Origin of the sequence: Streptomyces sp. NPDC017993 (assembly GCF_044328065.1) — a bacterium.
Classification (GTDB): Bacteria; Actinomycetota; Actinomycetes; order Streptomycetales; family Streptomycetaceae; genus Streptomyces.
The window spans coordinates 260508-273375 of record NZ_JBIRGO010000008.1; the positions used below are offsets into that span (position 1 = coordinate 260508).

Sequence of the window (12868 nt, forward strand, 5' to 3'; positions counted from 1 at the left end):
CTCGCCATGCCGAAAACTGAGGCGATGACGCAGCGCGCGGAACACTCGACTGTCATGGACCGCCTCGCGATCGACGATCTGATCACCGGCTACGCCATCGCCGTGGACGACGGCGACTGGCCCGCCTACCTGGCCCTGTTCACTCCGGACGGCCGGGCCGACTACCGGTCCGCCGGCGGGATCGAGGGCTCCGTCGAGGAGATCGCGACCTGGCTCGCCGACACACTGCGCCTCTTCTCCGTACGCCAGCACCTCATCGTCAACCGCCGCGTCCGCGTCGGGTCGCTCGACGGCGCGAGCGGCGACACGGCCACGGTCCAGGCCGACTACCTCAACCCGATGCGACTTGCCGGTACCGCGGACGGCGAGGGCGGCCCCACCGCCCCCAACTACACCAGCGCGGGCCGCTACGCGTTCACCGCCCGCCGCACCGCGGACGGCTGGCGGCTGAGCGGCGTCGTCGTCCACGAGAAGTGGCGACAGGTGCCGCCCTCCGCGGCCTGACCTGTCCGCAGGGGACCTCACCGCGCCGCTCGTAGCGCGGTTCACCGCGGTGGCGGCACGAATCAGCCACCGTCGCCGGGGCACCCTGTTCCTGATCGGCTCGTCCGCGCACACTGACCGTCCGACCCACGGCCCCGGCAACAGGGAGACGTATGCACAGACCGCTCGGCCATCCGGCGCGGTGGCTCGGCTCCCCGTGGTCGCGCGGCGCCGCCGCGGTGCTCGCCGGGGCGCTGCCCGCGCTCGCCTTCCCCGCGCCGTCGTGGTGGTGGCTGGCGTACGTGGCGCTGGTGCCCTGGCTGCTGCTGGTACGGAGCGCCCCGACGCGTCGCCGGGCGGCGCTGGACGGCTGGCTGGGCGGCGCCGGGTTCATGCTCGCCGTCCACCACTGGCTGCTGCCGAGCCTGCACATCTTCATCCTCGTCCTGGCCCTGTTCCTCGGCGCGCTGTGGGCACCGTGGGGGCTGCTGGTGCGGGAGCTGCTGTCGGACGCGACCGGCGCGGGACGGCGCGCCGCCGCCCTGGTGCTGGTGCCGTCGGGCTGGCTGATGGTCGAACTGGTCAGGTCCTGGGAGGGGTTGGGCGGCCCCTGGGGGCTGCTGGGCGCCAGCCAGTGGCAGCTGCCGCCCGCGCTGCGGCTCGCGTCGATCGGTGGCGTATGGCTGCTGAGCCTGCTGATCGTCGCGGTGAACACCGCTCTCGCCGAACTGATCGCCCGGCCGGCGGCATGGCGGCCGGCCGCCGCCGGCCTCCTGGTCTGCGCCCTCGCCACCACCGCGGCCTGGTACGGAGCCCCGGTCCCGCGGCCCTCCGGCACGGTGCGTGTCGCGGTGGTCCAGCCCGGTGTCACCGGCGGACCCCAAGGCCGGTTGGATCGCAGCGAAGAGCTGACCCGCACGCTGGCGGGGCGCGGGGTACGCCTCGTCGTCTGGGGCGAGAGCAGCCTCAACAGGGACCCGGCGGACCACCCCGCGCTCGCCGCCCGGCTCGCCGCGCTGTCCCGGCACACCGGCGCTGAGCTGCTCGTCAACGCCGACGCGCCCCATGCCGGCGGGCCGGGCATCTACAAGAGCGCGGTACTGATCGGACCGGACGGCCCGACCGGTGACCGCTACGCCAAGATGCGGCTGGTGCCCTTCGGCGAGTACATCCCGGCCAGGTCCCTCCTGGGCTGGGCGACGCAGGTCGGCAAGGCCGCCGCCACCGACCGGTTGCGGGGCACCCGACCGGAGCTGATTCCCGTCGCCACGGCGGGCGGCCTGCGCATCGGCCCGCTGGTGTGCTTCGAGACGGCCTTCCCCGACATGAGCCGCCGCCTCGCCCAGAACGGTGCGCGCGTACTGGTCGCCCAGTCCTCGACCTCGACGTTCCAGAACAGCTGGGCGCCCGACCAGCACGCCTCGCTCGCCGCGCTGCGGGCCGCGGAGAGCTGGCGGCCGATGGTGCATGCCACGCTCACCGGGGTCAGCGCGGTGTACGGCCCGCGCGGTGAGCCCGTCGGGGGCCGGCTGGGCACCGACCGGGCCGCGGCCGCCGTGTACGACCTGCCGCTGGCCGAGGGCACCAGCCCGTACACCCGGTTCGGCGACTGGGCGGTGTACGGCGCGGTGGCCGCGCTGCTTGTCGCCGGTGGGGTCGCGGGGCTGCGGGCGCTCAGGCGGCCTGCGCGAGCGCCTCGGTGATGACGCGTTCGCACAGTTCGTGGGTGCGCAGCGCGTCCTGGGCGGACGGCCGGCGGCCGGCCCGGATGTCGTCCAGGAACGCGAGGACGATCTGCTCGATGCCGCGCTGACGGGCGACCGGCACCCAGTCGCCGCGCCGGCGCACGCTCGGCTGCCCCTTGTGGTCGATGACCTCGGCGAGGTTCACGACCTGGCGCTTGGTGTCCTGGCCGGAGACGTCGAGGATCTCCTCCGCGGAGCCGCTGAGGCGGTTCATGGTGCCGATGGCGGTGAATCCGTCGCCGGAGAGCTGCAGGACGACATGGTGCAGCAGCCCGTCGCGGATCCTGGCGCGCACGTCGACGTGCTCGATCTCGCCGGGGAGCAGGAAGCGCAGGGTGTCGACGACATGGATGAAGTCGTCCAGCACGAGCGTGCGCGGGTCCTCGGGGAGGCCAATGCGGTTCTTCTGCATCAGGATCAGATCGCGGGCGTGCTCCAGGCACTGGGCGTAGCCGGGAGCGAAACGGCGGTTGAAGCCGACGGCGAGCCCGACGCCCCGGTCCTCCGCCAGCCGCACGATGCGCTGGGTCTCGGCGAGTTCGTAGGCGATCGGCTTGTCGACATAGGTCGGCACACCGGCCTCGATCAACCGGGTCACGATCTCGGGGTGCACGGCGGTCGGCGCGTGCACGAACGCGGCGTCGAGGCCCTGGGAGAGCAGCGAATCCAGGTCGGTGTGGAGCTGGTCGACGGCCAGCCGGTGGGCGCCGCCGACCCGTTCGAGGGTGGCGGGGGTGCGGGTCTGCAGATGCAGTTCCACGCCGGGCTGCGCGCCCAGTACGGGGAGATACGCCTTCTGGGCGATGTCTCCGAGTCCGATGCAGCCGACCTTCACTCGTGCTCCTTGGGTAGTACCGCGGTCCGGGTGCCCCGCGTGCCGGAAGCATACGTGCCCGCCGGCGGCCGCCAGTCGGCGATGCCGTCGAAGCTGCGCAGCGCCAGATCCGGTGCGAGACGGCCGGCGACGACCATCGGTGCGGCGCGCAGCGCACAGGCCGGCCGGGACCGCCAGGTGGTCAGCCGGCCGATCCGCTCGGACCGGCGCACCACGTCCATGGTGCGCGGCAGCCACCGGCGCGTTTACGCGGCGAGAGCGGCACCGAAACCGTCCTGCGACGCGGCCTCGTGGTCCACCTCATGGGCCGGCACGACGGCGTCCTCGATCGCCTGGCGGCCGCCCTGCCCGAGGTTCGGGGTCATGGGGTGCACGGCGTCGCCGAGCAGCGCGACCCGCCCGCGATGGAAGGCGGGCGGCGGAGCGGCAGCGGGTGTAGACGTCGTTGCGCGGCACCGCGGCCGGGTCGACGGTGTCCAGGAGCGCGGGAACGGGGTCGTGCCAGTCGCCGAAGCGGCGCAGCAACTCGGCCCGTTCATCGTCGGCGGCCCGTCCTCCGGGAGGTAGGGCCGCGATCGCGTAGGCGTAGACGCGCCCGTCGTACAGCGGGACGGTGCCCCACGCGCTGCCCGGCCCCCAGGTCTCGCCGGCCGGATACGGGCGGTCGGGGGCGGGGACCACGAAGCGCCAGGCCGTGAAGCCGGCACAGCGGGGTTCGGGGAGGCCGGGAAAGAGCTCGCGGCGGGGGGCAGAGTTGATGCCGTCGGCGGCACGACGAGATCGGCGGTCAGATCCTCGTCACCACGCGACCCTCCCGACGCGCGATGCCTTCCGCACGTCCTGCGCTGCACTCCTGGGCGGAATGCTGAACCGCTAGGGCGTGTCCGCGAGGTTCCGCCGTCCGCCCGTGGCGGGGCCGGCGGCAAGGCCCCCTCTGGGAGACCGCACCTCCGCTCCGTTAATCCGGTCGGCGCGTCCCCTCCGCGGCACGCTGATCACTCCTGCGGGGCCTTTCCAAGCCTTCGCCGGCCGGGGAGAGTTGTCGGTGTGTACCAATTGCCCGCAGCAGCGGTCCTGGTGACTATGGTCGCGGCGACCACCACCGGATGTATGACCGTCATCTCTCGCCCGGCCCCCGAAGGCGCACCCCGCCCCGCGCTCCCCGCTCCGTCCGTGGAACCACTCGGCCCGGGCATCTCCTCCCCCTCGAAGGACCGGGTGACGACGGCGGCACCGTCGCCGCGGAACGACCGCAAGGGCCGGCGGCCCTCCCCGGCACCCGGCGGCAAGCGGAAGGCCGAGGACGGCGGGGCCGGGACATCCGGGAGCGGGCGGAAGCACAGCGGGAGCCGCTCGGCGTCCGCTCCTGACGCGGGCGGCCGGCAGGGCTCCGGCAGCGGCGGGGCGTCCGGGGGCCGCGCCGGGACACCCGGGTCCCCGCACCTGGGGGGCGTACCCGCCGCGCCGTCCGGGACGGATGTCTGCGCGCTGGGCCGCGCCTACGGACAGTGGGATCAAGGCGGCGCCGTGCAGCAGCTCTGCCGGCGGGCCTACGCCGAATAGCCTGCGGCGCCGTCGATCCGCGACTCCAGACGGTCGATCGCCTCTCTGAGCCCCTGGCGGTAGTCGCCGTCGGCCAGGGCGTTGGCTGACACCTTCGCCCGCCGCAGCTGCGCCCGCGCATCGGCCGGGCGGTCGAGCCCTGCGTAGTCCGCCGCGAGGTTGAGATGCAGGGACGGAAAGAACGCCCGCAGGGCGATGAGCGGGTGCCGGGGCCCGGGACCGTCGGCCACGGCCGCGCGCGGGATGCCGCCGGTGTCCGGGAAGCGCTCGGTGACGAAGCCCTCGGCCGCCGCCAGCGCCCTGAGATCCCAGGCGAGCTCGTCCCTGGGATCGTCCTGGGTATCGGCCATGTAATGGGCGAGGGTGCAGCGGTGGAAGGCGTTTCCCTGTGGCCCGATCTCCCGCCAGAGTTCCGCCAGACGGTTGCGTGCCTCTTCCCGGTCCCCGGCACGATGCAACATGATCGCCTGGCCGATCCGGGTCAGGACGCTGTCCTCGGGTGCCTCCTGCCGCTGCTTCTCCGCCACCGCACACTCCCCGCGTTCACTCGCCGCCGCCATTGCCGTTTCCACGACGCTAACCGCCAGGGGAAACTCCCGCGCGGCGTGCGGGACCTGCCCGGGTGTACCGGGTGGCCGCCTCAGCCGAGGTCGGGGATCCGCCAGTCGATGGGGGTGTGGCCCTGGGCGGCGATGGCCTCGTCGATCTGGGTGAAGGGGCGAGAGCCGAAGAACTTCTTCGCGGACAGCGGGGAGGGGTGCGCGCCCTGCACGACGACATGCCGCTCCTCGTCGATCAGCGGCAGCTTCTTCTTGGCGTAGTTCCCCCACAGCACGAAGACGGCCGGGTCGGGCCGGGCAGCCACCGCGCGGATCACCGCGTCGGTCACCTTCTCCCACCCCTTGCCCTTGTGGGAATTGGCCTCGCCCTCACGGACCGTGAGCACGGCGTTCAGCAGCAGCACGCCCTGCTCGGCCCACGGCATGAGATAGCCGTTGTCGGGGACCGGATGCCCCAGCTCGTCCTTCATCTCCTTGTAGATGTTCCGCAGCGACGGCGGCGTCTTGACACCGGGCCGCACGGAGAAGCACAGGCCGTGGCCCTGGCCCGCGCCGTGATACGGGTCCTGGCCGAGAACCAGCACCTTCACCTGGTCGTAGGGCGTCGCCGCCAGCGCCGCGAAGACCTCCTCGCGGGGCGGATAGACCGGGCCCCGGGCCCGCTCCTGCTCGACGAAGTCGGTCAGCTCCTTGAAATAGGGCTTCTCCAACTCCTCGCCGAGGACGCCGCGCCAGGACTCGGGCAGCATGTCGGTCAGCACGTCAACAACCTCCGGTGTATGTTCCGTTCTCCCACCCAGAACCTACCGGCGACCACTGACAACGCCGCCCGCGGGCCGGGCCCCGGGGGGCGGGACCGGCCGGGCGGCGGACGCGCCGAGCCGTGGTGCCGGCCCCCTCGGGGACCGGCACCACGGACGGGGACGGGCGCTCGCTGTCAGACGCCGGCGTTGAGGAACAGTCCGCCGTCAACCACCAGCGTCTGGCCGGTGATCCAGCCGGAGGCCTCGGACAGCAGGAAGGCCGCGGCCCCGCCGATGTCCTCCGGGACGCCGAGCCGTGCCATCGGGTAGCCCGCCGCCGCCTCCTCCTCGCGGTTCTCGTACAGCGCCGCCGCGAACTTCGTCTTCACCACGGCGGGAGCGATGGAGTTGACCCGCACCGTCGGCGCGAACTCGTGGGCGAGCTGCAGCGACAGATTCACCATCGCGGCCTTGCTCATGCCGTACGCGCCGATGAAGGGCGAGGCGTTGATGCCCGCGATGGAGGCGATGTTGACGATCGCGCCACCGTTGTCCTTCTGCCACGCGTGCCAGGTGCGCTGCGCGAAGCCGAGCGCCGAGACGACGTTGGTCTCGAACACCTTGCGGGCGACGCCCAGGTCGAGGTCGGCGATGGGGCCGAACACCGGGTTCGTACCGGCGTTGTTGACGAGGTAGTCGACGCGGCCGAAAGCCTCCATCGCCCGCTCGACGGCGACGCCCTGGTGGTCCTCGTCGTGTGCCTTGCCGGCCACACCGATCACCCGGTCGGCGCCGAGCCTTTCGACGGCCTCCTTGAGGGCGTCCTCGTTACGGCCGGTGATGCAGACCCGGTCGCCGCGGGCGACCAGCGCCTGCGCGATGCCGTAGCCGATTCCGCGGCTGCCGCCCGTGACGAGTGCCGCCTTGCCCGAGAGCTCGGGGAGCCCGCTGTCCTGCTCGGTCATGTCCTGTACTCCTGAAGTCGGTGGGGGCGGTCAGTTGAGCGGGCCGCCGGCGACGTACATGACCTGGCCGGACACGAAACCGGCCGCCTCGCCGGTGAAGAAGGCGATGGCGTTGGCGATGTCCTCGGGGCGGCCCACGCGCTGCACCGGGATCTGCGTCGCGGCCGCCTCCTGGAACTCCTCGAAGCCCATACCGACGCGCTCGGCGGTGGAGGCCGTCATGTCGGTGACGATGAAGCCCGGGGCGACGGCGTTGGCGGTGACGCCGAACTTGCCGAGCTCGATGGCGAGGGTCTTGGTGAAGCCCTGCAGACCGGCCTTCGCCGCGGAGTAGTTGACCTGGCCACGGTTGCCGAGCGCCGAGCTGGAGGAGAGGTTGACGATCCGGCCGAACTTGGCGTTCACCATGTGCTTCTGACATGCCCGGGACATCAGGAACGCACCGCGCAGGTGGACGTTCATGACCATGTCCCAGTCGCTGTCGCTCATCTTGAACAGCAGGTTGTCGCGGAGCACGCCTGCGTTGTTGACCAGCACGGTCGGTGCGCCCAGCTCGGCCGCGACCCGCGCGACCGCCGCCTCCACCTGCTCCGAGTCCGATACATCGCAGCCGACGGCGATGGCCTTGCCACCGGCCGAGCTGATCTTCTCGACGGTGTCCTTGCACGCCGCCTCGTCGAGGTCGAGTACGGCTACGGCGCGGCCCTCGGCGGCCAGGCGTACGGCGGTGGCCGCGCCGATACCGCGGGCCGCGCCCGTCACGATGGCGACGCGCTGCTCGGTGGTGGACATGCGGGTTCTCCTCACCCTCGAAACCTCGACAAGCGGTCCGCCGCACCCGGTCCCGAAGGTGAGCAACCGCTTAGTAGCTTCAGCAGGGCTGACGCTAGAAGCCCGGCCACCCGCTGTCAACGCCCCACCGCCGCGCCGTTACCCACCTCACCTGCGACATGAACCTCAAGGGGGCGCGATCGCGTCACCCGACCGGACGTCCGGGCGAGCGCGGGCCCCGCCACCGGGGGCCCGTACCCGACCGTCCGCCACGGCTCTCAGCGCACCAGCAGCTCCAGCAGCCGCTCCGCCTCCACGGTGGGATCGGTGGTCAGGCCGGTGTGCACCGGACCCGGCTGCACGATGGTGCTCCGTGGCGCGATCAGCCATCGGAAGCGGCGCCCGGGGTCGTCGCCCGCCGCCTGACCCGCCTGCTCGCCGCCGTGGCAGATGCCCTCGACGGCGCCCAGCGCGGCCCGCACCCCGGCCACATCCACGGCGGGGTCAAGGGCCAGCAGCCGGGCCTCGTCGAGGTGCGTCCTGGCCTCGACGAAGCGCCGGGCGTGGCAGTACACGACCACACCGGCATTGATCATTTCGCCACGCTCGACGCGCGGCACCACCTTCAGCAGCGCGTACTCGAAGACGTCGCGCCCGTTGTGCAGACCGCTCACTTCACTGCCCTCCGCGGGAGCTTTCCCGCCAGCCACTCGGGTGCCCGGGAGGGCGTGTCCTTGGTGCGTTCGCCGACGGTGAGGGTGATGTGGTCGCTGATCGTCCGCGCACGTGCCAGCAGCGTGTTCACATACGCCTGGCGCAGCTCGTCCGGCGAGTCGAAGCCGGGCTCGTCGACCAGCCATTCCGTCGGGACGTCGGCGGCGACCTCGGTCAGCAGTTCCTCGGTGATCTGCGGGCCGAATTCGGCCGCGGCCGACGCGAGATCCGGACCGAAGGTGGCGAGCACATGGTCGGAGGCGTCATAGGGCTTGACCGCGGCCTTCTCGGCGCTCGGCCAGTTGTGGTGCCAGATCATCGTGGCACCGTGGTCGATCAGCCACAGTTCGCCGTGCCACACCAGCAGGTTGGGGTTGCGCCAGGAGCGGTCCACATTGTTGATGAGCGCGTCGAACCACACCACACGCCCCGCCTCGCGGGCGCTCACCTCGAAAGCGAGCGGATCGAAGCCGAGCGAGCCGGGGAGGTAATCCATCCCCAGATTCAGCCCGCCGCTGGCCTTGAGCAGCTCCTGGACCTCCTGATCGGGCTCGCTCAGACCGATCACGGGGTCCAGCTGCATCCGGACCAGCTCCGGCACACGCAACCCGAGCCGACGGCCCAACTGCCCGCAGATCACCTCGGCAACGAGGGTCTTGCGCCCCTGGCCGGCGCCGGTGAACTTCATGACGTAGGTACCGAGGTCGTCCCCCTCGACAATCCCCGGAAGCGAGCCGCCCTCACGAAGGGGCGTGACATAGCGGGTCGCTGTGACTTCTGTCAGCATTTTCCCAGGCTATAGGACCGTTCGACCGCGCAATCCACACTTCCTCCGCAGCATGCAATCGCACAAAGTCAGACACACTCAGGCCCGGAGAGGATCTGGAGAGTGTCGACTGGCAGGCAGATCGCCCTGCCTCCCGAGTATTCCGTCAAGGACAGTGCGGCCCTTGCTCCCGGCCTCCGGCATGAAGTGTGCATAGTAACCGAGCGTGACCGACGGCGAGGAGCACCCGAGCCGCTCCGCCACAGTCACCACGGGCTCCGCCGCCGTCAGCATGATTGACGCAAAGGTGTGCCGTCGATGCGGTTCAGCCCGGCTCACGGTGTCCAATGGGTGTGCGGGCTTGCGCTGTGGCTTCTCCAAGTGACTGGGCCTCGCGCGCACCGAGCCGGCGGGGGAACGCGGGATCAGCGTCTACCGGTTCCCGGAATTCAACTTGCCCTCTTCCAGTAACGAAGTCAGCCGTCGACATGTGCGAAGCAATACAGCAAGACGTCCGCCTTGCCCAAGACTTCAGCCAAGCAGTGTCGGCTCTGCTGTCCGCGCTCGACGAGCCCAAGGCGTCCCTGTCCACAGGGCGTCTCGACTCGCCCCGTGCGCGCGACGATGGCCCAGCTACCCCCGACAGGCTTTTGTCGCACCGCACTTGAGTCGCATTTGAGCCGCCTCGACCGACCCCGTGCCACACTCGGCCCATGCTCCACAGGCGTGCTGATCAATTTCTGATCGAACGGACAAAGCAAATTCGCAGGGGCCTCATGGGAACCCCGCTGATTCCCCTGGCGGACGAGCAGTGTGACGTCGTCGCCAAGCTGGAATTCTGCAATCCCGCCGGAAGTACCAAAGACCGTTCGGCACTGTGGATTCTGGAACAGGCAATCGGTCGCGGGGAGATAGCGCGCGACACCACGGTGGTCGAGTCGTCGTCCGGCAATTTCGCGCTGGCCCTGGCTTTCTACTGCCGCATGCTCGGCATCTCGTTCGTCCCGGTCATCGATCCGAACTGCAACGAGACCACCGAGGCCCAACTCCGGCTGCTGTGCCGGCGGGTGGAGAAGGTGTCCGTGCGCGATGAGGCGGGCAGCTATCTGAAGACCCGGCTGTCCCGGGTGCAGGAGCTGCTGGTCGAACTCGACTCGGCCTATTGGCCCAACCAGTACGCGAATCCGGATGCCCGCGACGCGCATTACCGCTTCACCGCGGGCGAGTTGATCGAGCAGGCCGGCCCGCTCGACTACCTCTTCGTCGGCGTGGGCACGGGCGGCACGATCGCCGGGCTCTCCCACCGGATCAAGGAAACGTACCCGGGCTGCGTGGTCGTCGCTGTCGACACCGAAGGCTCGGTGATCTTCGGAGGCCCGCCGAAGCAGCGGCGGATCCCCGGCATCGGCTCCAGCATCGTGCCGCCGCTGTGCGGTCAGGCGCTGATCGACGAGGTCGAGATCGTCTCCGAAGTGCGCGCCGTCGAGGCCTGCGACGCCCTGGTCGCCAAGTTCGGCTTGTACGCGGGAGGTTCGACCGGCAGCACCTATGCCGCCGTCCAGGACTACTTCGCTCGTCACCGTCCCGGCGCGCACCGTCCCCGGGTCGCGTTCATCGCCGCCGACCGCGGCCATGCCTACGCACAGACCGTCTACGACCCCACGTGGGTCCAGCAGCTGCGCGCGGAAGCGGTACAGCCCGCCGGCGTCGAAGCCCTGGCCGTCAACTGAAGGAGAACCACCCCGTGTCCACCCTGGCCCCACCGCCCATGACCGTGATCGGCGCGGGCGACGTCGCCGCCGAGACGGACCGTCACCGTGCGGAACTCATCGACGTCGTCCGTGCCGCCTACCTCGCGCACGACGCCGGACAGAGCTCGAACCCGCACAGCTCGTTCCTGCGCTTCCCGCACCAGGACCGGTCGCGCATCATCTCCCTGCCCGCCTATTTGGGCGGCGAGTTCGAGGTCGCAGGCAACAAGTGGATCGCCAGCTTTCCGGACAACACGCAGCACGGAATCCCCCGCGCCTCGGCCACGCTGATCCTCAACGACTGCGTCACCGGCTACCCGTTCGCCTGCATGGAGTCCTCGATCGTCTCGGCGACGCGGACCGCGGCCTCCGCGGTGCTCGGCGCGCAGACGCTGCTCGGCTCGCGGCGTGCCCGCCGAGTCGGCATCGTGGGCACGGGTCTGATCGCCCAGCACGTGTGGCGGTTCCTGCGTGATCTCGACTGGGAGATCGACGGCTTCCGGCTCTTCGACCTCGATCCGGCGACGGCGGGCCGCTTCGGCGCCGTCATGGCCGAGCACACCGAGGCCGAGATCATGGTCGCCGACACGGTGGAGGACGCGTTCACCGATTGCGACCTGGTGGTGCTGACCACAGTGGCCGGCGAACCGCACCTGCACGACCCCCGCCTGCTGGCCCACAACCCGGTGGTCCTGCACCTGTCCCTGCGCGACCTCGCCCCCGAGATGATCCTCGCCGCCCAGAACTTCACCGATGACGTCGACCACGCCATACGCGAGCGCACCTCGCTGCACTTGACCGAACAGCGCACCGGCAACCGGGACTTCGTCGACGGCACCCTCGGCGACCTGCTGCGCGGGCGGCTGCGCCGGGACCACGGACGCCCGGCGATCTTCTCGCCGTTCGGACTCGGCGTACTCGACCTCGCCGTCGGAAAGTGGGTGCACGACCGGGTCGTCGCCGCGGGCAGGGGCCGCCGCGAGAGCGACTTCTTCACCGGGGTGGGGATCTGACCCATGAGCGCCTCACCCGCCCCGCGCCCCGCCGGGGACCGGTACGTCGTCGTGGTGAACCACGAGGAGCAGTACTCGGTCTGGTTCACCGATCGTGCCCTGCCCGCCGGCTGGACCGCCACCGGCGCGCAGGGCACCCGCCAGGAGTGCCTGGACCACATCGAGCAGGTGTGGACCGACCTGACCCCGCGCTCCGTGCGAGCATCACGCAGCCAGGCCGCTGACCCCGCGGCGGCCTGGCTGCGCGGGCTCGGCAGCCGTGAACTCACCGCGCAGCGGCGCCTGTTCGTCTTCCCGCACGCCGGAGCCGGCGCCTCCGCCTACCGGCTGGCGGCGTACCTGCCGGACACCGTCGAGGTCTGTACGGTCCAGTTGCCCGGCCGGGAGACCCGGTCCGCCGAACCGGCCCTGACCTCCCTGGACGAGGCCGTGGCCGCGCTCGCGCCGCTCCTCGCGGACCACACGGACCTGCCGTACGCCTTCTTCGGGCACAGCATGGGCTCCCTGATCGCCTTCGAGACGGCCCGGCGGCTACGTGCCCTCGGCACGCGCCTACCCGACCACCTGTTCCTGTCGGGCATGCGCGCCCCCGGCCTGCCGGACCGCGACCCGCGGCACACGCTGCCGGACGACAAGCTGCTCGCCACAGCCGAATTCGACGGTGTGGACGCCGAGTTGCAGGAGCTGCTGCTGCCGCTGCTGCGCGCGGACCTGACGCTGTGCGAGACGTACACGCACCGGGCCGAGGCACCCCTGCCCTGTCCCCTGACCGTTCTGGCCGGCTCGGACGACGACAGCGTCGACGGGACGGAGCTCGCCGACTGGCGCAAGCACACCTCGGCCGACTTCGCGTTGCACCTGTTCCCGGGTGCCCCCCACCTGTACGTGCGCGGGGCGGAACGACAGCTGGCAGAGACGATCACGCGCACCTTCCCCGCACGGGGCTGAGAAAGGATCGT

15 protein-coding genes are annotated in these 12868 nt (G+C 71.2%); 6 read left to right on the plus strand and 9 right to left on the minus strand.

Annotated elements, in window-relative coordinates; all coding sequences use genetic code 11:
- Positions 1-24: 24 nt before the first annotated feature.
- Together ACH4FH_RS17205 and lnt are read left to right on the plus strand one after the other, a co-directional pair.
- The gene (locus ACH4FH_RS17205) at positions 25-504 is read left to right on the plus strand and encodes a nuclear transport factor 2 family protein (protein ID WP_398556657.1); all 480 of its coding nucleotides are present in this window, start codon (positions 25-27) and stop codon (positions 502-504) included.
- A 152-nt stretch (positions 505-656) separates the two neighbouring features.
- Entirely contained in the window at positions 657-2186 is a 1530-nt protein-coding gene (gene lnt / locus ACH4FH_RS17210) for an apolipoprotein N-acyltransferase (protein ID WP_398556658.1), read from the plus strand.
- Here lnt and ACH4FH_RS17215 read toward each other — a convergent pair.
- Genes ACH4FH_RS17215 through ACH4FH_RS17225 form a run of 3 tightly spaced genes read right to left on the minus strand, consistent with a single transcriptional unit; the run spans position 2158 to position 3602 of the window.
- Positions 2158-3063: a Gfo/Idh/MocA family protein gene (locus tag ACH4FH_RS17215; protein WP_398556659.1), complete on the minus strand. Its 906-nt coding sequence runs from the start codon at positions 3061-3063 to the stop codon at positions 2158-2160. The genes lnt and ACH4FH_RS17215 overlap by 29 nt on opposite strands.
- A complete protein-coding gene (locus tag ACH4FH_RS17220) occupies positions 3060-3275 on the minus strand; it encodes a hypothetical protein (RefSeq protein ID WP_398556660.1) in 216 nt (71 codons plus the stop codon). Before ACH4FH_RS17220 ends, ACH4FH_RS17215 begins: the two co-directional genes overlap by 4 nt.
- 33 nt (positions 3276-3308) lie before the next feature.
- Positions 3309-3602, minus strand: a complete 294-nt coding sequence (locus ACH4FH_RS17225) for an FAD-dependent monooxygenase (protein ID WP_398556661.1) — start codon at positions 3600-3602, stop codon at positions 3309-3311.
- A gap of 571 nt (positions 3603-4173) precedes the next feature.
- Between ACH4FH_RS17225 and ACH4FH_RS17230 the strand changes: the two genes are divergently transcribed.
- The gene (locus ACH4FH_RS17230; protein WP_398556662.1) at positions 4174-4626 is read left to right on the plus strand and encodes a hypothetical protein; all 453 of its coding nucleotides are present in this window, start codon (positions 4174-4176) and stop codon (positions 4624-4626) included.
- On the opposite strand, the gene ACH4FH_RS17235 is transcribed toward ACH4FH_RS17230, so the two are convergent.
- The 6 genes from ACH4FH_RS17235 to ACH4FH_RS17260 all read right to left on the minus strand — a co-directional run bounded on the left by ACH4FH_RS17235 (position 4614) and on the right by ACH4FH_RS17260 (position 9166).
- Positions 4614-5186 (minus strand): hypothetical protein, encoded by a 573-nt coding sequence (locus ACH4FH_RS17235; protein WP_398556663.1) that lies wholly within the window; start codon positions 5184-5186, stop codon positions 4614-4616. The two genes, ACH4FH_RS17230 and ACH4FH_RS17235, sit on opposite strands and share 13 nt — an antisense overlap.
- An 80-nt stretch (positions 5187-5266) precedes the next feature.
- Positions 5267-5935, minus strand: a complete 669-nt coding sequence (locus tag ACH4FH_RS17240) for a uracil-DNA glycosylase (protein WP_398556785.1) — start codon at positions 5933-5935, stop codon at positions 5267-5269.
- 188 nt (positions 5936-6123) lie between these two features.
- Positions 6124-6894, minus strand: coding sequence for an SDR family oxidoreductase (locus tag ACH4FH_RS17245; RefSeq protein ID WP_398556664.1), 771 nt, complete (start codon positions 6892-6894; stop codon positions 6124-6126).
- 30 nt (positions 6895-6924) lie between these two features.
- On the minus strand, positions 6925-7686 hold the full coding sequence (gene fabG, locus ACH4FH_RS17250; RefSeq protein ID WP_398556665.1) for a 3-oxoacyl-ACP reductase FabG: 762 nt from the start codon (positions 7684-7686) through the stop codon (positions 6925-6927).
- A 257-nt stretch (positions 7687-7943) separates the two neighbouring features.
- Positions 7944-8339 (minus strand): DUF3037 domain-containing protein, encoded by a 396-nt coding sequence (locus tag ACH4FH_RS17255; protein ID WP_398556666.1) that lies wholly within the window; start codon positions 8337-8339, stop codon positions 7944-7946.
- Positions 8336-9166: a HipA family kinase gene (locus ACH4FH_RS17260; protein ID WP_398556667.1), complete on the minus strand. Its 831-nt coding sequence runs from the start codon at positions 9164-9166 to the stop codon at positions 8336-8338. Before ACH4FH_RS17260 ends, ACH4FH_RS17255 begins: the two co-directional genes overlap by 4 nt.
- Before the next feature lie 692 nt (positions 9167-9858).
- Here ACH4FH_RS17260 and sbnA point away from each other — a divergent pair.
- The 3 genes from sbnA to ACH4FH_RS17275 are packed head-to-tail and all read left to right on the plus strand — an operon-like array spanning position 9859 to position 12857.
- Complete coding sequence (gene sbnA, locus ACH4FH_RS17265; RefSeq protein WP_398556668.1) at positions 9859-10875, plus strand: 2,3-diaminopropionate biosynthesis protein SbnA; 1017 nt, start codon at positions 9859-9861, stop codon at positions 10873-10875.
- Positions 10876-10913: 38 nt separating this feature from the next.
- Entirely contained in the window at positions 10914-11909 is a 996-nt protein-coding gene (gene sbnB, locus ACH4FH_RS17270) for a 2,3-diaminopropionate biosynthesis protein SbnB (RefSeq protein ID WP_398556786.1), read from the plus strand.
- Positions 11910-11912: 3 nt separating this feature from the next.
- Positions 11913-12857 (plus strand): thioesterase domain-containing protein, encoded by a 945-nt coding sequence (locus tag ACH4FH_RS17275; protein WP_398556669.1) that lies wholly within the window; start codon positions 11913-11915, stop codon positions 12855-12857.
- The last annotated feature ends 11 nt before the right edge of the window (positions 12858-12868 follow it).